This window comes from Brevibacterium sp. VCM10 (genome assembly GCF_000583215.1).
Taxonomy (GTDB): domain Bacteria; phylum Actinomycetota; class Actinomycetes; order Actinomycetales; family Brevibacteriaceae; genus Brevibacterium; species Brevibacterium linens.
This window is the reverse complement of record NZ_JAJB01000014.1, coordinates 20,690-43,444: the sequence shown is the minus strand read 5'-3', so window position 1 is coordinate 43,444 and position 22,755 is coordinate 20,690. Positions and strand designations below refer to the sequence as shown.

General features: G+C 67.0%; 20 protein-coding genes. 10 read left to right on the top strand and 10 right to left on the bottom strand.

Translation table 11 applies throughout. The features are described from left to right. Positions 1–23: 23 nt before the first annotated feature. Positions 24–1,499: an 8-oxoguanine deaminase gene (locus AD89_RS0103480; RefSeq protein WP_025777217.1), complete on the bottom strand. Its 1,476-nt coding sequence runs from the start codon at positions 1,497–1,499 to the stop codon at positions 24–26. A 451-nt stretch (positions 1,500–1,950) separates the two neighbouring features. On the opposite strand from AD89_RS0103480, the gene AD89_RS0103475 reads away from it, so the two are divergent. Then, positions 1,951–3,561 carry a nucleobase:cation symporter-2 family protein gene (locus AD89_RS0103475; protein WP_025777216.1) on the top strand — a complete coding sequence of 537 codons (1,611 nt, stop codon included), beginning with the start codon at positions 1,951–1,953 and terminating at the stop codon, positions 3,559–3,561. Between the two features lie 110 nt (positions 3,562–3,671). Here the strand turns inward: AD89_RS0103475 and AD89_RS0103470 are convergent, their stop codons facing one another. The 4 genes from AD89_RS0103470 to AD89_RS0103455 form a co-directional block, all read right to left on the bottom strand. Then, positions 3,672–5,762 carry an HNH endonuclease signature motif containing protein gene (locus AD89_RS0103470; RefSeq protein WP_231488402.1) on the bottom strand — a complete coding sequence of 697 codons (2,091 nt, stop codon included), beginning with the start codon at positions 5,760–5,762 and terminating at the stop codon, positions 3,672–3,674. Between the two features lie 371 nt (positions 5,763–6,133). Then, the gene (locus tag AD89_RS0103465) at positions 6,134–6,811 is read right to left on the bottom strand and encodes an HAD family hydrolase (protein WP_025777214.1); all 678 of its coding nucleotides are present in this window, start codon (positions 6,809–6,811) and stop codon (positions 6,134–6,136) included. Positions 6,812–6,844: 33 nt separating this feature from the next. After that, complete coding sequence (locus AD89_RS0103460; protein ID WP_025777213.1) at positions 6,845–7,594, bottom strand: M50 family metallopeptidase; 750 nt, start codon at positions 7,592–7,594, stop codon at positions 6,845–6,847. Between the two features lie 133 nt (positions 7,595–7,727). Continuing rightward, complete coding sequence (locus AD89_RS0103455; RefSeq protein WP_025777212.1) at positions 7,728–8,822, bottom strand: Gfo/Idh/MocA family protein; 1,095 nt, start codon at positions 8,820–8,822, stop codon at positions 7,728–7,730. Between the two features lie 197 nt (positions 8,823–9,019). On the opposite strand from AD89_RS0103455, the gene AD89_RS0103450 reads away from it, so the two are divergent. From AD89_RS0103450 to AD89_RS0103440, 3 genes are read left to right on the top strand one after another with little or no spacing between them, the layout of a single operon-like run. Then, positions 9,020–9,922, top strand: coding sequence for a PhzF family phenazine biosynthesis protein (locus tag AD89_RS0103450; protein ID WP_025777211.1), 903 nt, complete (start codon positions 9,020–9,022; stop codon positions 9,920–9,922). Continuing rightward, complete coding sequence (locus AD89_RS0103445; protein WP_025777210.1) at positions 9,919–10,890, top strand: methyltransferase family protein; 972 nt, start codon at positions 9,919–9,921, stop codon at positions 10,888–10,890. The genes AD89_RS0103450 and AD89_RS0103445 overlap by 4 nt, the downstream gene beginning before the upstream one ends. Positions 10,891–10,935: 45 nt before the next feature. After that, on the top strand, positions 10,936–11,367 hold the full coding sequence (locus AD89_RS0103440) for a YdeI/OmpD-associated family protein (protein ID WP_025777209.1): 432 nt from the start codon (positions 10,936–10,938) through the stop codon (positions 11,365–11,367). On the opposite strand, the gene AD89_RS18035 is transcribed toward AD89_RS0103440, so the two are convergent. Then, on the bottom strand, positions 11,368–11,814 hold the full coding sequence (locus AD89_RS18035) for a VOC family protein (RefSeq protein ID WP_231488400.1): 447 nt from the start codon (positions 11,812–11,814) through the stop codon (positions 11,368–11,370). A gap of 114 nt (positions 11,815–11,928) precedes the next feature. Here AD89_RS18035 and AD89_RS0103430 point away from each other — a divergent pair, with 114 nt between their 5' ends. Further along, positions 11,929–12,402 carry a MarR family winged helix-turn-helix transcriptional regulator gene (locus AD89_RS0103430; RefSeq protein WP_025777207.1) on the top strand — a complete coding sequence of 158 codons (474 nt, stop codon included), beginning with the start codon at positions 11,929–11,931 and terminating at the stop codon, positions 12,400–12,402. 80 nt (positions 12,403–12,482) lie between these two features. Here AD89_RS0103430 and AD89_RS0103425 read toward each other — a convergent pair whose 3' ends face one another. The 3 genes from AD89_RS0103425 to AD89_RS0103415 all read right to left on the bottom strand — a co-directional run bounded on the left by AD89_RS0103425 (position 12,483) and on the right by AD89_RS0103415 (position 14,820). Beyond that, positions 12,483–12,956, bottom strand: a complete 474-nt coding sequence (locus AD89_RS0103425; RefSeq protein ID WP_025777206.1) for a VanZ family protein — start codon at positions 12,954–12,956, stop codon at positions 12,483–12,485. Positions 12,957–13,082: 126 nt separating this feature from the next. Beyond that, entirely contained in the window at positions 13,083–13,547 is a 465-nt protein-coding gene (locus AD89_RS0103420; protein ID WP_035319776.1) for a VanZ family protein, read from the bottom strand. A gap of 193 nt (positions 13,548–13,740) precedes the next feature. Next, positions 13,741–14,820, bottom strand: a complete 1,080-nt coding sequence (locus AD89_RS0103415; protein WP_025777204.1) for an NAD(P)-dependent alcohol dehydrogenase — start codon at positions 14,818–14,820, stop codon at positions 13,741–13,743. A 246-nt stretch (positions 14,821–15,066) separates the two neighbouring features. Here AD89_RS0103415 and AD89_RS0103410 point away from each other — a divergent pair, with 246 nt between their 5' ends. Together AD89_RS0103410 and AD89_RS0103405 are read left to right on the top strand one after the other, a co-directional pair. Further along, positions 15,067–15,495 (top strand): ArsR/SmtB family transcription factor, encoded by a 429-nt coding sequence (locus tag AD89_RS0103410; protein WP_025777203.1) that lies wholly within the window; start codon positions 15,067–15,069, stop codon positions 15,493–15,495. Next, positions 15,492–17,501: a heavy metal translocating P-type ATPase gene (locus tag AD89_RS0103405; protein WP_025777202.1), complete on the top strand. Its 2,010-nt coding sequence runs from the start codon at positions 15,492–15,494 to the stop codon at positions 17,499–17,501. The genes AD89_RS0103410 and AD89_RS0103405 overlap by 4 nt, the downstream gene beginning before the upstream one ends. Here the strand turns inward: AD89_RS0103405 and AD89_RS0103400 are convergent. Beyond that, entirely contained in the window at positions 17,491–19,302 is a 1,812-nt protein-coding gene (locus AD89_RS0103400; RefSeq protein WP_025777201.1) for a bifunctional 3'-5' exonuclease/DNA polymerase, read from the bottom strand. The two genes, AD89_RS0103405 and AD89_RS0103400, sit on opposite strands and share 11 nt — an antisense overlap. Before the next feature lie 173 nt (positions 19,303–19,475). Here AD89_RS0103400 and AD89_RS0103395 point away from each other — a divergent pair, with 173 nt between their 5' ends. From AD89_RS0103395 to AD89_RS0103385, 3 genes are all read left to right on the top strand, one after another. After that, on the top strand, positions 19,476–20,849 hold the full coding sequence (locus AD89_RS0103395; protein ID WP_025777200.1) for an FAD-binding oxidoreductase: 1,374 nt from the start codon (positions 19,476–19,478) through the stop codon (positions 20,847–20,849). A 167-nt stretch (positions 20,850–21,016) separates the two neighbouring features. Then, positions 21,017–21,397, top strand: a complete 381-nt coding sequence (locus AD89_RS0103390; RefSeq protein ID WP_025777199.1) for a YciI family protein — start codon at positions 21,017–21,019, stop codon at positions 21,395–21,397. Positions 21,398–21,464: 67 nt separating this feature from the next. Further along, the gene (locus tag AD89_RS0103385) at positions 21,465–22,712 is read left to right on the top strand and encodes an RNA polymerase sigma factor (protein ID WP_025777198.1); all 1,248 of its coding nucleotides are present in this window, start codon (positions 21,465–21,467) and stop codon (positions 22,710–22,712) included. The last annotated feature ends 43 nt before the right edge of the window (positions 22,713–22,755 follow it).

Genomic DNA, 22,755 nt, shown 5'->3' with positions numbered 1-22,755 from the left:
CTCCCGCTCAGCCGCCGCGGACCTCACCCCGCGACGAGGCGGCGCGCCTCCTCCTGATGCGCGGCGATGAGGGCCTCCTTGTCGAGCGCGTGCCCGTCCGCGCCGATGGCGTGGCCGTCGACGACCCTCCACTGACCGCCGACCATCACGCGGTCCGCCTTCTCCGCACCGCAGAGGACGAGCGCGGGGATCGGGTCGTGCGAACCGGAGAATGCGAGGCCGTCGAGGCGGAACATCGCGAGGTCGGCCCGCTTGCCGACGGCGATGGTGCCGAGGTCGTCGCGGCCGAGTGCCGCCGCCGATCCCTTCGTCGCCCAGTCGAGGACGCGATCGCAGGTGACCGCCTCGGCGCCGTAGCGCAGGCGTTGGATGTAGAGGGCCTGCCGGACCTCACGGATGAGGTTCGAGGCGTCGTTCGACGCGGATCCGTCGACGCCGAGTCCGACGTTGACCCCGGCATCCTCGAGTTCGACGGCGCGAGCGATGCCCGAGGCCAGCCGCATGTTCGAGGTCGGACAGTGGGCAACGGAGACCCCGGCCGCGCCGAGGCGGCCGACCTCCGAATCGTCGAAGTGCACACCGTGCGCCAACCAGGTCCGCTCCCCCAGCCAGCCGACGGATTCGAGGTAGTCGACGGTGCGCAGGCCGAATGTCTCGCGGCAGAAGTCCTCTTCGTCGATGGTCTCGGCCAGGTGGGTGTGAAGGCGGACATCGAGTTCGGCAGCGAGTGCGGCGGACTCGCGCATGAGCTCGGTGGTCACGGAGAACGGCGAGCAGGGAGCGAAGCCGATCTGGATCTGAGCGCCGGGCCCTCGCTGATGGTAGGTCTCGACGAGTCGGCGGTAATCGTCGAGGATGACTTCCGAATCCTGGACGGTCTGCTGCGGGGGCAGTCCGCCGTCCTCCTCGCCCAGGGACATCGATCCGCGGGTGAGCATGGCACGCATGCCGAGTCTCCGGACGACGTCGACTTGGATGTCGATGGCCTCATCCATGCCGGTGGGGAACAGGTAGTGGTGGTCGGCCGCGGTCGTGCAGCCGGATTCGAGGAGTTCGGCCATCGCCACGGTCGTGGCGAGTTCGAGCGCACGCGGGGTCAGCCTGGCCCACACCGGGTAGAGGTTATGCAGCCACCCGAACAGCGGCAGGTCGGCGACGGGCGCCCACGCACGGGTCAGCGTCTGATAGAAGTGGTGATGCGTATTGATCAGACCCGGTGTGATGACGTGCGCGGAGGCGTCGATGATGTCGAGGTCGGTCGCGTCACCAGCGGTCACGCCGGCACTGGGGGTCCCTTCGGCGCCGCATGTCGCGGGTTCGCCCCCAGCGGGGACGAGTTCGATGATGGTCCCGGTGGCCCGATCGACGACGATTCCCCGCGCGGCCCGGTTCGGATCGACACCGGCGCCGAGGTGGACGGCCAGCGGATCGCGCAGCCACAGTCGGTCTGTCGGAGGGTTCTCGCCAGAAGGTGTGCCGGTTCCATTGCTGTCGATCATCGCGTCGCCTTTCACTCTTGAACCGTGCGCGTCGAGCGCGCACCATTGGTCAGTGGCGACAGAACTGGGGCCGACGCCACCAGCTCAGGTTTTCCGGCGTCTGCTGCTCCGCCGGTCGGTATCCCATCGGGGGTCCCCGACTGTACCCACTGGTCGGTGAAGCGGTACGATAGCTCAAGATCATCGAACTGAGCGAACGATCAGTAGATTGTCGAGGGATGAGTACACGACTGCCGTGAACTCTAGCATGTGCCACGGGTCACTAAAATGGCTTGCGGGCCAAATGGTATTCCTTTAGAGTTTTACGATAAGGAAATTTCCTTTCGCATAACGGAATTATGCAACCGATCCCTCGGTCGAATCGATGCCTGCTCGCACGCCAAACCGGCCACTGAGGTCGGTCAGTCACAGTGAGGTCTTCGCCCCGAGGACGTACTCAATGGAGAGATAAATGTCGGTATCCCATCAATCACCCAGCGGCGACCGCAAGACCGCGGTCAAAGGCAAGCAGGCCCGCCCGGAGGACGAACGGCTTTCCGTCGGCAGCTCCTTCGCCTACGGGTTGCAGCACGTGCTCACCATGTACGGCGGAATCATCGCGGTCCCCCTCATCATCGGCAATGCGGCCGGCCTCGACGGCAACGGCATCAGCCTCCTTATCGCCTCCTGTCTGTTCATGGGCGGTCTGGCCACAATCCTGCAGTCGGTCGGTGTGCCGTTCTTCGGCTCGCAGCTGCCGCTGGTTCAGGGTGTCTCGTTCGCCGGCGTCGCGACGATGACGTCCATTCTGGCCGGCGGCGGAGGCCTGCCTGCGGTGTTCGGGTCAGTCCTGGTCGCCTCGGTGATCGGACTGATCGTGGCCCCGGCATTTGCGCTCATCGTGAAGTTCTTCCCGCCGGTCGTCACCGGCACCGTCATCACCACGATCGGTCTGTCACTCATGCCGGTCGCCGCGGGTTGGGCCATGGGCGGGGACGCCGAGGCCGCTGACTACGGCAGCATGCGCAATATCCTCATCGCCGTGGCCACGCTGGCCATCGTTCTCATTCTCAGCCGAATTCCCGTCGCTGCGATCTCGCAGCTGTCGATTCTGCTGGCCATCGTGCTCGGCACCATCGGATGCCTGATCTTCGGGTGGGCGGACTTCTCCCATGTGCTCGATCGAGGCGTCTTCGCCTTCCCTGAGCCGTTCGCCTTCGGCATGCCGACATTCTCGGCTGCCGCGATCATTTCGATGTTCATCGTCATCATCGTCACGTTCGCCGAGACGACCGCGGACATCATCGCCGTCGGAGAGATCGTCGACACGAAAGTCGATTCCAAGCGCATCGCTTCGGGTCTGCGTGCTGACATGCTGTCATCGGCAGTGTCGCCGGTCTTCAACTCCTTCACTCAGTCGGCATTCGCACAGAACGTCGGGCTGGTCGCCATCACGGGCGTGAAGTCACGCTTCGTCGTTACAGCCGGTGGTGCGATCCTCGTGGTTCTCGGCCTGCTGCCCGTGATGGGCGGAGTCGTTGCCGCCGTGCCGACTCCGGTACTCGGCGGAGCGGGAATCGTCCTGTTCGGCACGGTCGCCGCGTCGGGCATTCGCACGTTGTCGAAGGTCGAGTACGAGGGCAACCTCAATATGATCATCGTGGCGGTCTCGCTGGCCTTCGGCATCATCCCGGTCGTCGAGCCCGATTTCTACAACGCCTTCCCGAATTGGGTCGGCATCATCCTCCACTCCGGAATCTCCTCGGCCACCCTCATGGCAGTTCTGCTCAACCTCGTGTTCAACCACATCGGCGTGAAGACGAAGGATCGCTCGGACCGGTCGGTCTTCGTGGCCGGCACCGGGCGCGTCATCCGCAAGGTAGATCTGCAGCGACTCCTCGACAACGAACCCGTTCTCGCCGAGGGCGACACCGTCAAGGACGGCAAGATCATCGACTGCAACGGAGAAGAGGTTCCCGTCGTCACCGAACAGCAGCACAAGAAGGTCATCGACGCCGCACAGAAAGGTAAGGTCCGCAGCCAGGACGACGTACGCCGCCTCATCGCCGAGGACGGCAACTGAGGTCGGACACGAGGACGAGAGCTGGAACCGCAAAGACCGTTCGGACCCCGGTCGCCGTCTGCGAAGGCGCGCGGCCGGGGCCTCTTGGCCTCTTGCGCAACCGGCTGCCGTCAGAACGGTGGCGGATCCCCGGAGTCCCAGTAGTTGTTCCACTCCGCTCCTCGGCCGGGCTTCGACTTCTGCGACCGGCGAGGCGCCTCGCCTGCGTCAGCGATCGACACACGCTCGACTCCGGCAGTCGGGGCACACTCGTCCCCTCGTCCGGAGTCCCCTGACTCGGAGTGACGGGATGGCCCCGAGTCCTCGCCCCGTGCCGCCGGACTCGGATGGCCGTTGTCACGAAGCTGTTCCGTGGTGCCGGGGCTCCGGTCGTCAAGCCGATTCGGCAGGTGGTCATAGTTCTCCACCTGACGTGCATGCTCGGCGTTGATCGGGTTGTCCGGCGGATACATTCGTGCGACGACACCACGAGTGAAGGAATACTCCACCGCCCCGTCCTCGGTCATTCGGACCGAGAACCGGCGGTCGGTCTTCGCCTGGTGGTCGGGTTTGCACAGCGGGTGGAGGTTCTCGAACGTCGTCTGACCGCCCCGGGCCGGATCGGCATGGTCGAAGGGGATGATGTGGTCGACTTCCGACGTCTCTGCCCTGCGAGTGCAGCCCGGAGCAGAACAGGACTGCCATTTGCCGACCAAGGGCGCGCGCACGTCCGCAGGGATGTGGTAGCTGCGTGAGCGAGCATCGATCGGCGTCCCGGTAGCGGGATCGGTGAGGATCCGGTGCCAAGTGGGGCTCTCACCTGCGAGTGCCCGTGCCGCGTCGGGCGGCACCGGTGTGCCGTCCGAGAATGTTCCGGGCAGCTCCGACTTTCCCACCGCGGTGAGATACGGAACCGTCACCATCATCTTGGCCTGCTCTCGGACCCACTGTCCGTGGGTGGGCATGACGAGTTTGATGGTGGTCTTCACGTCGGCGCCGGTGCCCGCCGCCTCTTCGGCTTCTCGCTGCGCTGCCTGCGCGGTGCGGTCGACCGCGGCTGCAGTGATCGGAGCTGCGGGGTCCGCGTCGTCGGCGGTCTCGAGCGCGACTTCCTTGGTGGTGGTCTCACCGGTTGTGGTGTCGTGGGCCGTCACGGCGATGGTCATCTGCGGGGTTGCCCGAGTGGCGATATCGAACATGAGGGCGGCAATGCTGTCGTGATCGGCGACTTCGAGGCCGGCGATGTTCTCATCGGTGAGTGCCGAGATGTTGCCGTTGCGGATCGCTCGGGCGAAACCTTCGATGCGCAGGTAGAAGGCATTGAGTTCCACGGCAGGTCCGGACAGAGTCACCGAGGCGGTGCCGTCGGGGTAGGTCATGATGTCGACTCGGCGGCGCTGCTCGGCCAGTTCGGTCCTGTCGTCGACCGGCACGATCGCCGCGATCTTGAGATTGAGCGACTTCCTGAAGGTCTCCAGGGTGATATCGGCACGGCGGTCACCCAGGTAGGCGTCAAGGCGCGGCAGATACTCGAATGCGACATCTTTGATGGCACGGGTCGCCGCAATCACGTGCTCGATCGTGAACTCACCGGCCAGGCAGCGCTGCAGGAACTTCGGCAGTCCGAATGCCAGTGTGACGGCGTTCGTGATCTCGTTGTAGGCACCGTCGCTCGACGAGCCGAGGACCGTGGTCAGCTCGGCGATCTCCTCGCGCGTGGCGAGGTCGTGGACCCAGCTGTTGAAAGATTTGTGCAACCCGAAATTGGGGAAGTTCGGAAGCGAACTCGCCGACGGAGGCTGCGACTGATCGACGATGCTCGCCTCGGTTGCGGAAACATCATCGGTGCTTCCAGCGGCGCCCAGTTCAGCGGCATAGTGCGATTCATCGACCTCGTCGGCAGCGACGTCGGCACCACCGTCGGATGCATCGTCCGCTTCGGCGCCATCGTCGGCGGCAGCACCTGCGGAGACGGCGGCGTCATCAGACTCGTCGAGAGGGCGGCCCTCGAGGACGAAACCGGTGGACGTCCAGGGGTCCACGAAGTCATCCCTTTCGGGCAGCAGCCCATCACGTGCCGTGATGAAGCGGCCGACTGTCTCGGTGAATGTCGCGTGGTAGTAGATCTCGTCGCCGAAGGCATAGCGGAGCTTCTCGAGTGCATCGGACAGGAACAGCCCGGCAACGGCTTGGAGCTCAGCGAGACGAACGCCCGTACTCAAGTGAGTCAGGCTGACGACCACAGCCATCGGCGAATCAGGGTCGACGTCGAGACGACGGGGTGAGTCGGGACCGACCAGAGGCACCTGAGGCGACGAAGCGGGGTCGGCCGAAGTCGCGGGCGAACCGGAGACTGGTCCATTCGAGGCATGCTCGAGGCCGCTGTCGCCCGGATCCTGAGGATCCTTCATCGGTCTCGCCGCCTTTCACGTCGATGTGAATGCCTTGTGTCTATTCTACCGTCAAAGAGAAGAAATGAATGTCACAGTTCGATTACCAAAAGATTCTTTCTAATTTTCAATGATGTTTGCTGTTTTTTGATGACACACTCTTGTCTCCGACAAAGAGCCACCCCAATCGGCGGGCCGGATACCTATTCAGCCAGCAGACCAGGCAGCTGCTCCATCTCGCTGAAGGTCTCGGCAGCACCCGCAGCCAACAGCGTGTCCGCACTCTGATGAACCGGAGAATCCGGGCAGAACCCGAGCACATGGGATCCGGCCGCAGCGCCGGCGATCACCCCGGTGGGGGAATCTTCGATCACGGCCGCCTCGGCGGGGTCGATGCCCAGGGAAGCAGCCGCCGCGAGATAGACGTCGGGGGCGGGCTTCGACTTCGACTGCTCCATGCCGGAGAAGATCCGACCCTCGAAGGCATCGAAGAGGCCGATCTTGCGCAGCTGCAGCTCGATCTTCGGACGATCCGCTCCCGACGCGCAGGCGATCCGGCCCGGGTAGATCTCGGCAATGCGGCGAACGGCATCAACGACTCCCGGAATCGCCTGGAGAGAGGCCGCGAGCTGGGCATTGCGCCGCCGCCGGAACTCGGTCATCCACTCCTCGTCGATGCGGAATCCGGTGTGCTCTTCGATGACATCGGCCTCGTCGCGCAGCATCTTGCCGACGAAGCGCGCAATGCATTCGTCGGCGCTCAGCTGCCATCCGAGCTCCTGCAGCATCTGATGGAGGACACCGTTCGTGATGCTTTCGGAGTCGACGAGGACTCCATCACAGTCGAAGAGGATCGCAGAGTATTTCGGAAGTGGGGCCATACTCCGATTCTGCCAGCCGGCACTGACGCACAATCACACCGCGCCGACCGACACTGCCGTATACAGCACCCGCGCGGTGGCGAGCGCGCAGACGAGGATGACCAGCGCAAACAGCGTCAGCCAGGCACCGGAAGGAAGAGCCGAGCCCTGCGCGAGGATATAGGCATCGGACTGCTGCACATGGCGCCGGCGCGTGTGGACGCGGATGACCTTGACGAGATCCTTGAGGGACCCGATCGTCAGCGCCGTGCCGAGTGCGGCGACGAAGACCGAGATCCATTCCAGAGGCAGGAACACGACGACGAGCTGCGCCGCGATCGCCGTGATCACGGCGATGACCGCGCCAGCGAAGTTCCGGATGAAGATGAGCGCGACCAACAGGATCAGCGCGCCCACCGACAGCGCCAAGGGGGCCCAACCGAAGACCGCCGAGGTGGCCAGGACGAGTCCGAGCACGCCCGGTGCCGGATATCCCCAGAACCCCGCCCATGTGGCGGAGAAGCCGACCCGGCCGAAGGAGTTCATCTGCCCCGAATGGTCGAAGTTCAGCGAGATCCCCTTGACCACGCGTCCCGTCATGAGGGCGGCGAAAGCATGACCGAGCTCGTGGACGAAGGTCACGAACAGTCCGAAGAACCTCCAAACCGCTGGAGTCAGCGTCACGACCAGCGGGATCCCGATGACGAGCACGAGTCCGAGGACGTCGAGTTCGAGTCCGTCCTGCCGCCCGAAGCCCGAGGTGATGGCGCCCCACCACGTCGCCGTTGCCTGCTTGAAGTCCATAGCGGCCCAGTGTACGAATCGCTCCTGAGCGGGATCCTCAGGACCTCCTCAGCGATTCGGGAGGTCGGTGCGCCCATGGTTCGGGAGGTCGGTGCGCCCATGGTTCGGGAGGTCGGGACGCCCAGACTGACAGTTACTCGACGTCGACCCAGGAGCGTTGCCGCACGGACCGGAGCACGGCCTCCGTCACGAGCACGGCTCGCACCCCGTCTCGCAGCGTCTGCAGACCTTCGGGTCGCTCGCCGGCGAAGTAGGCATAGGAGTCGGCGACGAATGCGTTGAACGCATCCTGGTAGCCCTGCGGGTGCCCGGCCGGAACCATGCACAGTCGCGCGGCATCGGCAGACAGTGAGTCGGGATCGCGGACGAGGAGGCGGCTGTCGGCGCGCCGACCGAACCACAGCTGTTCGGGCCGCTCCTGCTCGAAGCGCATGCTCGCCTCGGTGCCGGCGATCTCCACGGTCAGTCCGTTCTTGCGTCCGGGAGCCAGCTGGGACACCAACAGGGAACCGATGGCACCGCCGGAGAACTCGATCGTCACGGCCACGGTGTCCTCCGTGGTCACCGCGGTGCCGCCTCGGCGAGGGTGAACGGTTCTCGTCGTCGCCACCAGGGACGATATCCGGTCGTCGACGATGAACTCGATGAGGTCGACGAGGTGGGAACCGATATCGGCGAAGGCCCGCGATGGGCCGCCGCGCCCTGATTCGACGCGCCAGTTCTCGTCGCCGGAGCCGAGCAGCCAGTCCTGGAGGTATCCGGCGTCGACGGTCAGCAGCGTTCCGGCCTGGCCCTCGCGGAACCGGGCGCGGGCTTCCCGCACCATCGGGTGGTAGCGGTAGACGAACGGAACGGTCCCAAGCAGACCAGCTTCCTCGGCGCGGGCCAGCACGGCACGCGCGGCAGCCGAATCAGTGGCCAAGGGCTTCTCGCAGATGATGTTCGATCCCGCGTCCAGCGCCTGCAGGGACTGCGCGGCGTGGACGTCGTTGGGAGTGCAGATGTGGACCGCATCGAAGGTGCGACCAAGAAGTTCGTCGGCCGTCGCCGAGGTCTCGAATCCCAGTTCGGCCGCCGCCTGTGCCGATCTGTCCGGTCGAGACGATGCGACGGAGTCGAGCACGGCCCCGGTCGAGCGTGCGGCACGACTGTGGACGCGGCCCATGAAACCGCCGCCGAGCATTGCGATGCGCAGATCCCGTCCCCGCGCTGAGTCACCTGAGAGCATGCCTCATTATGCAATCACCCTGACCGCCGAGTCGACCGTCCCGCCCTCCGCACCTGACACCCCCGCGCCCACCGCAACTGACACCCCGCGCCGCCGGGGGCCAATCCACGAACGCTCCGGCCTGGGCCTTTACACTGTGAGAAGCGCCCGCGCAATCCCCCCTCGCCGCGTGGTCCGCATCTTGCGAAGGAGTGTCATTGTCACAGCACCGCCGATTCGCCCAGGTCGATGTCTTCTCTGCCGTGCCCTTCCAGGGCAACCCCGTCGCGGTCATCGTCGATGCCGATGGCCTCGATGAGTCGCAGATGGCTCGCATCGCGAACTGGACGAACCTGTCCGAGACCACCTTCGTCCTCCCGCCCGACGACCCCACCGCCGACTACCGCCTGCGCATCTTCACCCCGCACCGGCAGTTGCCCTTCGCCGGCCACCCCACCCTCGGTTCGGCCGCGGCCTGGCTCGACGCCGGAGGCGCCCCGAAGCACGAGGACCGCATCGTCCAGGAATGCGGTGCCGGGCTCGTCGACATCCGCAGAACCCCTGGCCGAGGCGGCCCAACCGACCCGAGCGCCGATTCCCTGACCACGGCGACCGCCGAACCCTCCGAAACTCTCGCCTTCGCCGCCCCCGATCGCCTGCGCTCGGGCCCGCTCGACGACGCGTACGTCGATCAGATCGCGGTCGCCCTCGGCGTCGACCGCTCCGAGATCCTCGGCCACCAGTGGGCCGACAACGGCCCGGGCTGGGCGGCCGTGCGGCTGGCCGGCGCCGAGCAGGTGCTCGCGCTGACCCCCGACTTCTCGGCGATCCCCGATGCGAAGCTCGGCGTCCTCGGCGCCCACCCGGAAGGGTCGGAGCACGAGTACGAGATCCGCGCCTTCGTGCCCGGAGTCGGCGTCGCCGAGGATCCGGTGACCGGCAGCCTCAACGCCTCCGTCGCCCAATGGCTCATCGGTGAGAACCTGGCCCCGAACAGCTACACCGCAACCCAGGGAACCGCCCTCGGTCGTTCCGGAGTCGTCTCCATCACGGCCGAGGACGACGAGATCTGGGTCGGCGGAGCCACGTCCGTCTGCATCCGCGGGACGGTGCACACATGAATCGACATCTCACCGAAGTGAACAAACCGAAGAAACGACTGCGCATCTTCCACGGCCGCATGTACTTCGCCCTCCAGGCCCTCGCCGGAGCGGCGTGGTGGCTGGGCACCGCGATGATCCCCGGAGTGGCGACAGCGACGCTCGGCGGCATCAATCCGGTACTCATCGCGATCGTCGACATCCCGCTCTTCGTCATCGCCTCCGCCCTCGCCGCGCTCAACTTCCGCTGGGCGGTGTGGATCGCCACCGGCTGGACCGTGCTCGTGGCGCTGGCCATGGTCATCTATGCCACCGCCACCACCGAGGCGGGACTCGGCGCCGTGCTCATGATCCTCGCCGCGCTCGGCAGCCTCCTTGCCGGGGTGCTCATGATCGTCGGCCGCATTCCGTCCGAGAAGCTCCTCATCGGGCCTTTTGCGTTCCACAGTTCCCACACGCGGGTGCGTTCCCGCCTACTCGTGCACACCACGGTTCAGATCGTCGTCTTCTGGGGCGTATTCCTCATCATCATCCCGGTCATCATCAATGCCTTCGAAGACCAGTGGAACCTCGCCTACAAGTTCCCGATCCTCCTGGTCGTCGTAGGCTTCGCCCTGCTCGCCGTCTCCAGCGTCATCGGCGTGTGGTCGGCGCGGGCGATCGCGAACTTCGGCTCCGGCACTCCGCTGCCCTCGCAGATGGCCCATCACCTCGTCGCCCGCGGACCCTACGCCTTCGTCCGCAACCCGATGGCCATCGCCGGCATCGTCCAGGGTGTGGCGATGGGTCTGCTCATCGGTTCGTGGCTCGTCGTCGTGTACGCGCTCATCGGCTCACTGCTGTGGAACTGGCTCATCCGCCCGCACGAGGAGACCGACCTGATGGAGCGCTTCGGCGACGAATACCGCGACTACGCGAAGCGGGTGCGCTGCTGGTGGCCGACCTTCTCGACCGCCGAATCCGATCCCGACCTTGTCGACGAGGACTGACCGGCCTACGCTCAGGCGTGAACGACCATTCACCGGGGAGGCCCCATGGTCACGTTCACCACTGAACTCCTGACACTCGGCAACAATGTCGGCATCAAGGTTCCCGAGGACATCGTGCTCGGCTTCGGCGTGGGCAAGCGGGTCCCGGTCATCGTCACGAGCGCAGGCTATTCCTATCTGTCGACGACCGCGGTGATGGGCGGAAAGTACCTGCTCCCGCTGGCCAAGGAACACCGGGAGAAGATCGGCGTCGCCGGTGGTGAGACCCACGAGGTGACGCTCACGCACGACACCTCGAACCGGGAGACCCCGGTTCCCGATTCCCTCGCCGAGGCGCTCGCCGCCGCCGATGTCCGCGCGGCTTTCGATGCGCTCGCTCCGTCGAAGCGCAAGGAGCATGTGCGGCAGGTGACATCGGCGAAGGCCGAGGGGACCCGTGACCGTCGAATCGCGAAGATCGTCGATTCGCTGCGCTGATCACCCCGCGTCGTGGAACGTCACCGCATAGCCGTCGGGATCGGCGAAGGCGAAGGTCAGCCCGAAGGGGCTGGGAGCGGGCGCCCGGAGGATCTCCACCCCCGCCTCGGCGAGGGAATCATGCAGCGCCTGCGCATCATCGCACTTCAGCCACAGCGCCACCCCGTTTCCCGGACGGTCGCCGGAGTCGAGATCGACGCCGGGCAGCGGTTCGCGCACGGCAATGGGAATCGGCGACGTCGTGAAGACGACCGCTCCGGGAGGAGCGACCGGGGCACGGGTGAGTCCGAGCCGCGTTTCGTAGAACTGTGCGGCCGCTTCCACGTCTCGGACCTGCAAGGCGATGAAGTCCGGACCGCTCACTGAGCCGACCTGCTGTGTGGCGCCTGCCTCCGCACCGGTCGATTCCGTGGCGGCCGATTCTGTGCCCATCTTCTCTGTGCTCATTGACGTGATCATGGCGTCCTCCTCATCTCACGGCAGCTCGCAGCCTCGCGGCGGACCGCCCCTGCCTTTAATGTCAGCATCCTGACATAAATCACGATATGTCAGAATACTTACATGAGTCAAGAGAAGGATGCTGAAGACCGCGCAGGAGAAGACAGCCTCGAGTCGCTGCTCGGCTACCAGCTCAAGCACCTGCAGACGGCGCTGCGGTCGACGATGGACGAGACGCTGCGGCCGTTGGAGCTGACCACCCCGCAGTACAACTGCCTCGAACAGCTGCGCAGACGGCCGGGCGCGTCGAATTCCGAGCTCGCGCGCGGCGCCTTCGTCACCCGGCAGACGATGAATACGCTGCTGCGCGGGCTCCAGGAGCGGGGACTGATTGAGCGACCCTCCACGGCCGAATCCGGTCGCATCCTGCCCACACGCCTCACCTCGGCGGGCTTTGAGGTGCTCGATCAGGCCGTCTCCCGCGTCGAGGCGGTCTCCGCGCGCATGGTCTCACCGCTCGACGATGAGACTCGGACGATGGTCACCGAGGCGCTCGGCCGGTGCATCGCGGCCCTCGAAGAAGCCGAGGACGACTGAGGGCCGGGAGATCGAGCGGTCACCGAAAGGCCGGCTGGAAGGCCGGCGGACAACCGGGCCCCGGACTGACGTGATCGGATCTACACCGGCGCGAGCTCCCTCTCGGATTCCCGCCTCGTCGACCGTTTCGGCCATGCGGCCAGGCAGCACAGGCCGAGGAGCGCGCCGATGCCGGCGCCGAGAGTGTTCGTGACGAGGTCGCTGAGCGTGGCGAAGCGGGACTGAGTGAGCACGGTGCCTTGGAAGATCTCGATGGCGGCGCTGAAACCCGCGCCGAAGAGGAATCCGAGCCACCAGCGTCGGCGCCCGAAGTGCAGGGCCGCGAGGAAGCCGAAGGGAATGAACATCGCCACATTGCCGAGCTTCTCGACCCGTTCATAGGTCAGCCAGGCAGTCTCCCGGTGAGCGGCGAAGAGGTCGAGTGCGTGCCCGATGAGAGTGTCCGGGCCGGTGCCCATCTGCTGCGGGGTCAGCGTGATGGCGGCGATGAAGAGGGTGTAGAGAACGAGAAGGGCCAGCGGCGCACCGACTGTGCGCTGATCACGATCGGTCATCACCGACCAACTTACGACCGAATCCTTGGAGTGCGATCAATGCGCAGCTGCGCATGGTCAATGCGCAGCTGACCGCAAGCAGTGCACCCCACGATCCATGCACCGCGACATCAGTGCATCACGTGTTCAGTGCACCTCGTGATCGACGGGAACGTCGTCAGACCCCGGCCAGAGGGTCATGGCGATGAGTCCGGCCACCGCTCCGATGCCGGCGCCGAGGCTGTTCGTCACGAGGTCGCTGATCGTGCCGAAGCGAGTGGGTGAGAGCAGAGTCGCCTGCGTGCCCTCGATGAGGCAGGTGAATGCGATCCCCGTGACCCAGCCGACCCACCAGCGGCCGCGACCGCACTGCAGGGCCATGAGAAGCCCGAAGGGGATGAACATTCCGACGTTCGCCAGCTTCTCGAGCATGTCGTAGTCGATCCACGAGGTCACCCGGTGGGAAGCGAGGAACTCGAGCAGCAACGCGATGAACGATCCGGGGCCCGTGTCCAGCTGGTTGGGCGTGAGGGTGACGAGGCCGATGAAGACGGTGTAGAGGATGAGCAGCGCCAAGGGCACCGTTCGCAGCCTCCGCCTCGCACCCGTCATCGCTCCCCTATTCGTCGAGGGCCGGCCCGCTTGGACTCAGCCTGCCCGGACTCGCTTGCCCCGGTCTCATTGTGCCCTCCTGCAGCAGGAGGGTCGAGGAGGTCCCGCAGAGATTGCGGAACTCCCCCGACCCTTGCGGTCTCACGCCATCGCCACAGCGCACCGAATCAAGACAGAACTTCGGCCGAGACCGTCAGCTCACAGCCTCGACTTCGTCGAAGCTCGCGGTGTCGATGACGACGCGGAAGCGCACGTCTCCGGCCACGACCCGATCGTAGGCGGCATCCGCCTCGGTGACGGGGATCGTCTCGATCTTCGCGGCGATGCCGTGTTCGGCGCAGAAGTCGAGCATCTCCTGGGTCTCGGCGATGCCGCCGATGTTCGATCCGGCGATCGCCTTGGCACCGCCGATGACGGCGCCGAAGGAGAACTCCTGCTTCTCCGGCGGCAGGCCGACGACGGCCATGACCCCGCGCGGCTTCAGCAGACGCAGGTAGCGGTTGACGGGGATATCGGCGCTGATCGTGTTGAGGATGAGGTCGAAATCGCCGGCATGGTCGGAGAAGAAGTTCTCGTCGGTGGTGGCGAGCATCCGCTTCGCACCGAGTTCCAGGGCCGACGCTTCCTTCTTCAGCGTGCGGGAGAGCACGGTGACTTGCGCGCCCATGGCCGCGGCGATCTGCACGCCCATATGGCCGAGTCCGCCGAGTCCGAGCACGGCGACCTGTTTGGGAGCGCCGTTCTTCTTCTCACCGGCACCCCAGCGGGCAAGCGGTGCATACGTGGTGATGCCCGCGCAAAGCAGCGGGGCGGCGACGTCGAAGTCGAGGGCATCGGGGATCCGGCAGACGAAGCGTTCGTTGACGACGACCTTCTGCGAATACCCGCCCTGGGTGATCGTGCCGTCGACGTCTTCGACGTTGTAGGTACCGACGCTGCCGTTCAGGCAGTTCTGCTCCTGACCGGCCCGGCATTCCTCGCACTCGCCGCACGAATTGACCATGCAGCCCACGCCCACGCGGTCGCCGACCTTCCACGCGGTGACGTCGGCACCGACGGCCTCGACGACGCCGGCGATCTCGTGGCCGACGGTGAGCGGGAAGTGCGCCTCGCCCCATTCGTTGCGGATGGTGTGGATGTCGCTGTGACAGATGCCTGCGGCCTTGATGTCGATGACGACGTCGTCGGGTCGGGGATCCCGGCGTTCGATGGCGGCAACCCGGAACGGCTGATCGGGGCCGGTCTTCTGCAGTGCCTTGACGCTGATGGGCATGAGCTCTCCTTGAGTTGCTTGGCTCTGATGGTGGGCGGCTCCGGCGCGGAGGCCCGGCCGGACGCCCCGACGTCGGGTTCTCGACGCCGGTCCAGGACGTCCAGCACCGAGGTGGGGCGATTTATTCCATGCACGAACGTTGATCTTTCACTTCCCATCATTCTCTGAGCCGGGGCAGATGCCCAGAGGTCGGAGCGCCCGCGATCACCCTTGCGCAATCCGACCGATGAATCTTAGTATCTAAGCATGAACGCAGATACTAAGAAATGCACGTTCGATCCCGAGAGCCAGTACGCGGACCTCGCCGCGGAGGTCTTCACCCTCCTCTCCGACGCGACCAGGGTCCGGATCATCCTCGCTCTGCGCGATGGTGAGAAGTCGGTCAACGACCTCGCCGAAGCGGTCGGGAAGTCCCCGACCGTCGTCTCCCAACATCTCGCCAAGCTGCGCTGGGGCAAGATCGTCGCCGCCCGCCCCGAGGGCAACCGTTCGTTCTACAGCCTCATCGACGAACACGCCCGTGAGCTCGTCGCCCACGCCGTCTTCCAGGCCCAGCACGTCGTGTCCGGGGCGCCGGCCCACCACTGTGAGGCCGACGGCACGATCACCGCGGAGTCCGGCCAGGAGAACGCGGAGTCCGGCCAGGAGAACACTGACGACCGGAACCGAGGATGAGCGCGGGCACCCGCACACCCGAGGCGATCGGAGCGACCGCCTCGGCGACGGGCCTGCTCTCACGCATCGACCGGGGCGACCTCGCCCGCACTCTCTTCGTCACCGCCTGCGCGGTGGCTGTGGCCCTCGGACTGACGTGGCCGTGGCCGGCCGTGCCCGTCGTCGCGGTCATCGGCATCGTCGTCGGGTGCTGGCCGATCGCCGCCGAAGCTTTCGAAGACGTCATCCACCGCAGGATGAGTATGGAGGCCTCGATGCTCATCGCGATCGTCGCGGCAGCTGCGATCGGCGAATGGACGACGGCCCTGGTCATCACCGCATTCGTCCTCGCCGCGGAGATCCTCGAGGACCTCTCGATGGACCGCGGACGCGACGCCCTCACCGACCTCATGTCGTTCCTGCCCGAGACCGCGCAGGTCCGCCGCGACGATGGCATCACTGTCGTTCCCCTCGCCGAGGTGGCCCCCGGCGACCGTGTCATCGTCGCTCCGGGCGGGCGGGTTCCCGTCGACGGCCGGGTGGCAATCGGCGCCTCGACCCTCGACCAGTCGCGCATCACGGGAGAGCCTCTGCCCGTCGATGTCACGACCGGCGATGAGGTCTTCGCGGGCTCGATCAACCAGGTCGGTGCGCTCGAGATCCAGGCCGAACGCGTCGGCGCCGAGTCCTCGTTCGGTCGCATCATCGCCGCCGTCGAGGAGGCCCAGTCGTCCGAACCGCCGGCTCAGCGGCTGGCCGATCGCCTCGCCGCATGGCTGGTGTGCCTGGCTCTCATCGGTGCGGCCATCACCTATCTGGTCACCCGTGACCTCACGGCGACGATCTCCGTCGTCGTGGTCGCCGGGGCGTGCGGCATCGCGGCCGGGACTCCACTGGCGGTGCTCGCAGCGATCGCACGGATCGCCCGGTCGGGTGCCTTCGTCAAGGACGGGGCGCATCTCGAGGCGCTCTCGGCCGTCGACATCGTTGTCTTCGACAAGACGGGGACTCTGACCACCGGAGCCCCCGAGGTCGTCGGGATCCGCACAGCCGGTGCAGCCGAGGACGCGGCCATGGACGCCGACGGGGCCGCCCCCGAGCGAGACCGCGACAGGACCGAGCAGCTCCTCGGCCTCGCCGCTGCCGCCGAGTCCTATTCTGAACACCCGCTGGGCCGAGCCGTCGTCACCGCGGCGAACGACCGGGGACTGTCGGTGGGCGCCTGCACGGAATTCACCTACGTGCCCGGTCACGGCGTCACCGCGACCGTCGACGGGCACCTGGTCGCAGTCGGCAGCCGTGCCCTCGTTGCCGATGCACCTGAGGAGACTGCCCCTGAGGTGCCCGAGGTGCCTGAGGTGCCTGAGTCTGACGCATCAGATCCGACCGCGACCGAGATCCACGTGTCTGTGGACGGGACCTATGCCGGCACGATCCTTATTGCCGATGCGGTCCGCGAGACTGCGCAGGACGCCGTTGCGCAGCTGACCCGGATGGGCTTGCGCACGATGATGATCACCGGCGACCAGCCGAGCACCGCTCATGCAGTCGCCGCCCGGCTCGGGATCGACGATGTCCGGGCCGGGCTTCTGCCCGAGGAGAAGCTCGCGGCGATCGACGCCGAACGCGCCGCAGGCCACGACATCGCGATGGTCGGCGACGGCGTCAACGATGCCCCGGCTTTGGCGCGGGCACACGTGGGAATCGCGATGGGGTCGGGCACCGACATCGCCCGCGAGTCTGCCGACGTCGTCCTCATCAGTTCCGATCTCGACGATCTCGTCCACACCGTGGCCGTCGCTCGCCGGGCCCGCCGGATCGTCATGGTCAACTTCGTCGGCACGATCACCATCGACCTCATCGGCATGGGCCTCGCCGCATTCGGCTTGCTCAGCCCCGTCGCCGCAGCGTTCATCCACGTCGGCAGCGAGACCGCGTTCATCCTCAACTCGGCCCGACTCATCCCCGGCCGCCGGGTCCCAGGACGTCTGATCCCGGAACGGCGACACTCAGCGCCTACTCCTTAATCGCCCGCTGACCGATGCTCAGGTCGAGCGGGAAATCGACGGGGGCATCCCCGAAGAGCAGACGACCCGCCGAGGCGGCCGCCGCCCTGATCGCCTCCGCCGCCTCCTCGGCCTGCTCGGTCGGGGCATGGACGATGACCTCATCGTGGAGGAAGAACACGAGGTGAGCACGGCGGGAGAACACCGGCCCCGAGGCGGCCGCCTCTGATGTCGCCTCGATCTCCGGCAGCCGCGCCAGGCGCAGCCGCAGGTCGGCCAGCCAGGCCAGCGCCCATTCGGCCGCTGTGCCCTGAACGACGAAGTTGCGGGTGAATCGTCCCTGGTCACCGGCGGCCCGCCGGGCCCGCTGCTCATCGGCGCCGGTGGCGTCGAAGCGGTTCGCCGCCCTCTGCAGTCTCTGCCACCCCTCGCCGGGCGGCGGAGAGGTCCGACCCAACCAGGTGGACACGACTCCTCCCTCTCGTCCCGCCTCGGCGGCGGAATCGACGAGGTTCATCGCGGCGGGGAAATTCTGCCGCAGACGCGGCACCAGGGCCCCGGCCTCCCCGGTCGTCGATCCGTACATCGCCCCGAGCACGGCGATCTTCGCCTCCTGCCGGGTCGCGACGATCCCGGCGTCGACGAGCCCGGAGTAGAGATCGCGGCCGAATCCGGCCTCCGCCATCGCCCGGTCTCCGGACATCGCCGCGAGCGCACGGGGTTCGAGCTGGGCGACATCGGCGGAGACGAGCCGCCACCCGTCGTCGGCACGCAGGGCCGGACGCAGGTGCCGGGGGATCTGCAGGGCCCCTCCCCCGCTGGCCGCCCAGCGCCCGGTGACGACTCCGCCGGGCACATACACCGGCCTGTACCGCCCCTCGTCGACCCATTCATCGAGCCAATGCCAGCCGTTGGCACTCAGCAGCCGCGCCATCTTCTTGTACTCGAGCAGCGGCGCGATCGCCGGATGGTCGCTCGTCTGCAGCTCCCACTTCGAGGTCGAGGCAACGTTGATGCCGGCATTGCGCAGGGACGCGAGCAGCCGGTTCGGCGAATCGAGGTTGACCCGCGGATCGTCAAGGGCCGCGCGGACTTCCTCGGCCTTGGCCAGCATCTTCTGGGGCTTCCCGTCGCGGAGCGGCCGGGGACCGAGCAGCTCGGTCAGGATCCGATCATGTTCGGCCTCGTCCCACGGCACACCCGCCGCGCGCATCTCCGCGGCGACGAGCCCTCCGGCCGATTCCGCGGCCAACAGCAGCCGCAGCCGCCCCGGATCGCTCGCGGAATCCACGGCCGCCGTCTGCCGGACGTATTCGGCCAGCGCCGCCTCGAGGTCGTGCGGAACCTGTGGGATGAATCCGCGTCCGGCATCGACGTCGAAGAGCGCGGCCGCCTGTTCGGGTGCGGCGGCGTTGGCGGGCGCGGCATCCCACTCGGATGCGGCACGCACCGCCTCCGGTGCGGTGACGAGTTCGGAGCGGGCGAGGATCGCATGGGTCAAGCGCAGATCGTGGCAGCGCTCAAAGCTCACCCCGGCGTCCAACAGCGACGGATACCACTTCGGGGTGTCGCTGAAGACCCAGCGGATCGGGGGTGCAGGAGCGCGATCCGCGGTCCCACCGGCTCCGTTCTGCCCTCCCCCGGCCGCGTCCTCTCGGCCACGGACGAACTCGGGCAGGGCCGCCTCGGCGAGGTCGATCCGGCCGATCTCCGCTCCTGTCTCATCGAGATCGACGAGCCCGATCCGAGGCCCCTCGAATCCGTCGCCGGGCAGCGTCCCGAGCACGCAGGCCGCGGGGAGCCGATCGGGGGTGAGGGTCATGGGTTCAGCCTACGCCGCGACGACCTGCGGCTCGGTCCGCCGCGACGCTGTGCGGCACCGGGCGAGCGCGCCCTGTCCGCGCCCCGAGCCGATCGCCGCGGGCGACCGTGATCCTGGTAACGTCGAGAGCGGAATCCGGGTGCCGAACTCCGCTCGAAAGGCCGATACGCAACATGGACGTTGTCTCCGCTCTCACCTCCGCCCTGCCGGCCACGGCCGTCATCACCGATCCCGATTCGATGGACGCCTACCGCTGGGATCGCGCGAACGACCCCGATGCCGGGGTGCCGGTCGCCGTCGTCCGAGCCACCTCCACCGAGGATGTGCAGACGGTCGTGCGCATCGCCGCCGAGGCGAAGGTCCCGATCGTGCCCCGCGGCGCCGGATCGGGCCTGTCGGGCGGCAGCTCCGCGATCGCCGGCGGGATCGTGCTGTCCCTGGATACGATGCGCGAGATCAGCATCGATCCCGTCACCCGCATGGCCACGGTCCAGCCCGGTGCCTTCAACGCCGAGGTCAAGGCCGCCGCTGCTGAACACGGCCTGTGGTACCCGCCGGACCCCTCGTCCTTCGAGTTCTGCTCGATCGGCGGCAACATCGCCACGAACGCCGGCGGCCTGTGCTGCGTGAAATACGGCGTGACCACGGATTATGTCCTCGGGATGACCGTCGTCCTCGCCGACGGTCGGGCGGTCAAGCTCGGCGGGCCGCGGCTCAAGGACGTCGCCGGTCTGCCGTTGACGAAGCTCTTCGTCGGCTCCGAGGGGACCTTGGGCGTGATCACCGAGGTGACTCTGCGCCTCATTCCGGCCCAGCTGCCCCCGACGACCGTCGTCGCGATGTTCCCCGAACTCGCCGATGCCACGAACGCCGTGCTCGACATCGCGAAGGCCATGCGCCCCTCGATGCTCGAGTTCATGGACAAGCCGTCGATCAACGCCGTCGAGGACGAACTGAAGATGGGTCTCGATCGGGAGGCCGAGGGCATGCTCGTCATCCAGTCCGACGAGCCCGGGGAGCATTCGAGTGTGCAGGCGGCGATCATCGAGGAGATCTGCAACAGCAACTCGGCCTCCGAGTGCTATCTCACTGCCGACCCGGATGAGGGCGAAGCCTTCGTCACGGCCCGCCGGATCGCAATTCCGGCCGTGGAGAAGAAGGGGGCACTGCTGCTCGAGGACGTCGGCGTGCCGCTGCCGAAGCTCGGCGATCTGGTGCTCGGGATTGAGAAGATCGCTGCCGACCGCCAGGTGACGATCGCCGTCATCGCCCACGCCGGCGACGGCAACACGCATCCGCTGCTCGTCCTCGATCCCAAGGATGAGGACCAGCAGAAGCGCGCGCAGATCGCCTATGGCGAGGTCATGGATCTGGCCACCGGGCTGGGCGGGACGATCACCGGTGAGCACGGCGTCGGCCGGCTCAAGGCACCGTGGCTCGCGCCCTACCTCGGCGAGGACGTCATGGAACTCAACCACCGGATCAAGCAGGCCCTCGATCCGGACAACATCTTCAACCCGGGATCGGTCTACACCGGGCTCGTGTGAGAATCCGGGCTGAGGTCGCGGCGCCTCCGCTCGGTTGGTTCGGGACCGCCTCGGCGAAACGGATTCCGTGGAAGAATCTCAGGCATGGTGTCGAATCGACGTCGATTCGATCGTCTTGTCTGTGAGCGGTCGGAATACGGCCGCCGCACACAGAACGGAGCAGAACAATGCGCTATGCACTCGTCTTCCACGCGCCGGAACTCACCCCCGACGGCCCTCAACCCAGCGAAGAAGACATCCAGGAGATGATGCGGCTCATGGACGACTACGCGGCAGCGCTCAACTCCGCGGGAGTCTTCGTCGCCTGGGAGATGCTCGAGCCGCGGACCGAGGCCGTGACCGTCACCCGCAGGACCGGTGAGGTCGTCATCGAGGACGGCCCGTTCGCCGCCGCCAAGGAGGCTTTCGCGGGAGTCGTCGTCATCGACGTCCCCGATCGCGAAGCGGCACTGTCCTGGGCGGAGAAGTTCCCCGGAACGGCCTACGGCACGATCGAAGTCCGCCGATCCGCGACGTCCTGCATTGCGGGCGAGTGGACACGAGCGTGAGCCGGCCGCCGCGATGACCCGGCAGCGTCGATGACCCTCCCGGACGGCTCCTCCTGATCGCCCGCCGATGACCGAGTCCGCAGAGCCTGCCGAGCGCGCGATGATCCTGTCCCAGGACGGCTGGGGCAGGATCATCGCGCTCATCGCGGCTGCCGACGGCGACATCTCCGGCGCCGAGGATGCGCTGTCGGCCGCGCTCGAACGTGCCGTGACCGTCTGGCGGGAACAAGGTCCGCCGGCCAATCCCGAAGGCTGGCTCTACCAGGTGGCGCTCAACGCCCGCCGGGACGTGTGGAAATCGGCGGCGGCACGAACCGCGACCGCCCTCGACGAGGAGACGATCGACAGCATCGACGGCAGCAACGGGTCCGGCACCGATCCAGCCGACCACGATCCCGATGCCCTGCCCGACCGCAGGCTCGAACTCCTCGCCGCCTGCGCGCATCCGGACATCGATCCTCCCGCCCGGTCGCTGCTCATGCTCTCGGCGGTGATGGGGATGACGGCAAAACAGATCGCGGCAACCATGGCTCTGCCCGCCGCCACCGTCTCTGCCCGTCTGACCAGGGCGAAGAAGCGGGCTGCCGGTCTCGGCGTCGCCTTCGGCAGTCCCGACCGCCTCGACCTCGAGTCCCGCCTGCCCGACGTGCACGAGACGATCTACGGCGCCTTCGCGATCGAATGGGCTCAGGCGGCCGCGCAGCCGCGGGAGGGCATGATCGGCGAGGCCCTGTACCTGTCGCGCCTCGTGGCGCAGCTGTGCCCCGGCGACGGCGAATCCCACGGGCTGGCCGCCCTCATCCACCTCTCGGCCGCCCGGTTCCCCGCTCGTCGCAGCGGCGACGGACGATTCGTGCCCCTGACCGACCAGGACCCGAACCGCTGGGACGGACCCCTCACCGAGGCGGGCGAGCGCCACCTCGTCGAGGTCCACCGCTGCGGACACGTCGGCCGATTCGGGCTCGAGGCGGCCATCCAACTCCTCCATATGGCCGGAATCCGCACCGGCTCCACGGATTGGCCGATGCTGCTGCGCCTCCACGACGACCTCGGGCAGATCGCACCGAGTCTCGGCGGTGCCGTCTCCCGAGCCGCCGTCCTCGCCGAGGTCAACGGTCCCGCGGCGGGGCTGGCGGCGCTCGATGCACTCGATGACGTCTCATCACGCCTCGAAGCCTTCCAACCTGCCTGGGCGCTCCGGGCTCATCTGCTCACCCGCCTCGGCCGCACAGACGAGGCGGCCACCGCCCGTCGGCGCGCCCTCCACCTGACCACCGACCCGGCCGAACGCGCCTACCTCGCCGGACTCACCTGAGACGGACGTCACCTCGTCTTCGGGATGGGCGGGGGTACGGCAT

Bases quoted from the DNA above. Each gene is read 5' to 3' on its own strand.
- AD89_RS0103480 (WP_025777217.1), bottom strand. From the start codon at position 1,499: ATGATCGACAGCAATGGAACCGGCACACCTTCTGGCGAGAACCCTCCG.
- AD89_RS0103475 (WP_025777216.1), top strand. From the start codon at position 1,951: ATGTCGGTATCCCATCAATCACCCAGCGGCGACCGCAAGACCGCGGTC.
- AD89_RS0103465 (WP_025777214.1), bottom strand. From the start codon at position 6,811: ATGGCCCCACTTCCGAAATACTCTGCGATCCTCTTCGACTGTGATGGA.
- AD89_RS0103460 (WP_025777213.1), bottom strand. From the start codon at position 7,594: ATGGACTTCAAGCAGGCAACGGCGACGTGGTGGGGCGCCATCACCTCG.
- AD89_RS0103455 (WP_025777212.1), bottom strand. From the start codon at position 8,822: ATGCTCTCAGGTGACTCAGCGCGGGGACGGGATCTGCGCATCGCAATG.
- AD89_RS0103445 (WP_025777210.1), top strand. From the start codon at position 9,919: ATGAATCGACATCTCACCGAAGTGAACAAACCGAAGAAACGACTGCGC.
- AD89_RS0103440 (WP_025777209.1), top strand. From the start codon at position 10,936: ATGGTCACGTTCACCACTGAACTCCTGACACTCGGCAACAATGTCGGC.
- AD89_RS18035 (WP_231488400.1), bottom strand. From the start codon at position 11,814: ATGAGCACAGAGAAGATGGGCACAGAATCGGCCGCCACGGAATCGACC.
- AD89_RS0103430 (WP_025777207.1), top strand. From the start codon at position 11,929: ATGAGTCAAGAGAAGGATGCTGAAGACCGCGCAGGAGAAGACAGCCTC.
- AD89_RS0103425 (WP_025777206.1), bottom strand. From the start codon at position 12,956: ATGACCGATCGTGATCAGCGCACAGTCGGTGCGCCGCTGGCCCTTCTC.
- AD89_RS0103420 (WP_035319776.1), bottom strand. From the start codon at position 13,547: ATGACGGGTGCGAGGCGGAGGCTGCGAACGGTGCCCTTGGCGCTGCTC.
- AD89_RS0103415 (WP_025777204.1), bottom strand. From the start codon at position 14,820: ATGCCCATCAGCGTCAAGGCACTGCAGAAGACCGGCCCCGATCAGCCG.
- AD89_RS0103410 (WP_025777203.1), top strand. From the start codon at position 15,067: ATGAACGCAGATACTAAGAAATGCACGTTCGATCCCGAGAGCCAGTAC.
- AD89_RS0103405 (WP_025777202.1), top strand. From the start codon at position 15,492: ATGAGCGCGGGCACCCGCACACCCGAGGCGATCGGAGCGACCGCCTCG.
- AD89_RS0103400 (WP_025777201.1), bottom strand. From the start codon at position 19,302: ATGACCCTCACCCCCGATCGGCTCCCCGCGGCCTGCGTGCTCGGGACG.
- AD89_RS0103395 (WP_025777200.1), top strand. From the start codon at position 19,476: ATGGACGTTGTCTCCGCTCTCACCTCCGCCCTGCCGGCCACGGCCGTC.
- AD89_RS0103390 (WP_025777199.1), top strand. From the start codon at position 21,017: ATGCGCTATGCACTCGTCTTCCACGCGCCGGAACTCACCCCCGACGGC.
- AD89_RS0103385 (WP_025777198.1), top strand. From the start codon at position 21,465: ATGACCGAGTCCGCAGAGCCTGCCGAGCGCGCGATGATCCTGTCCCAG.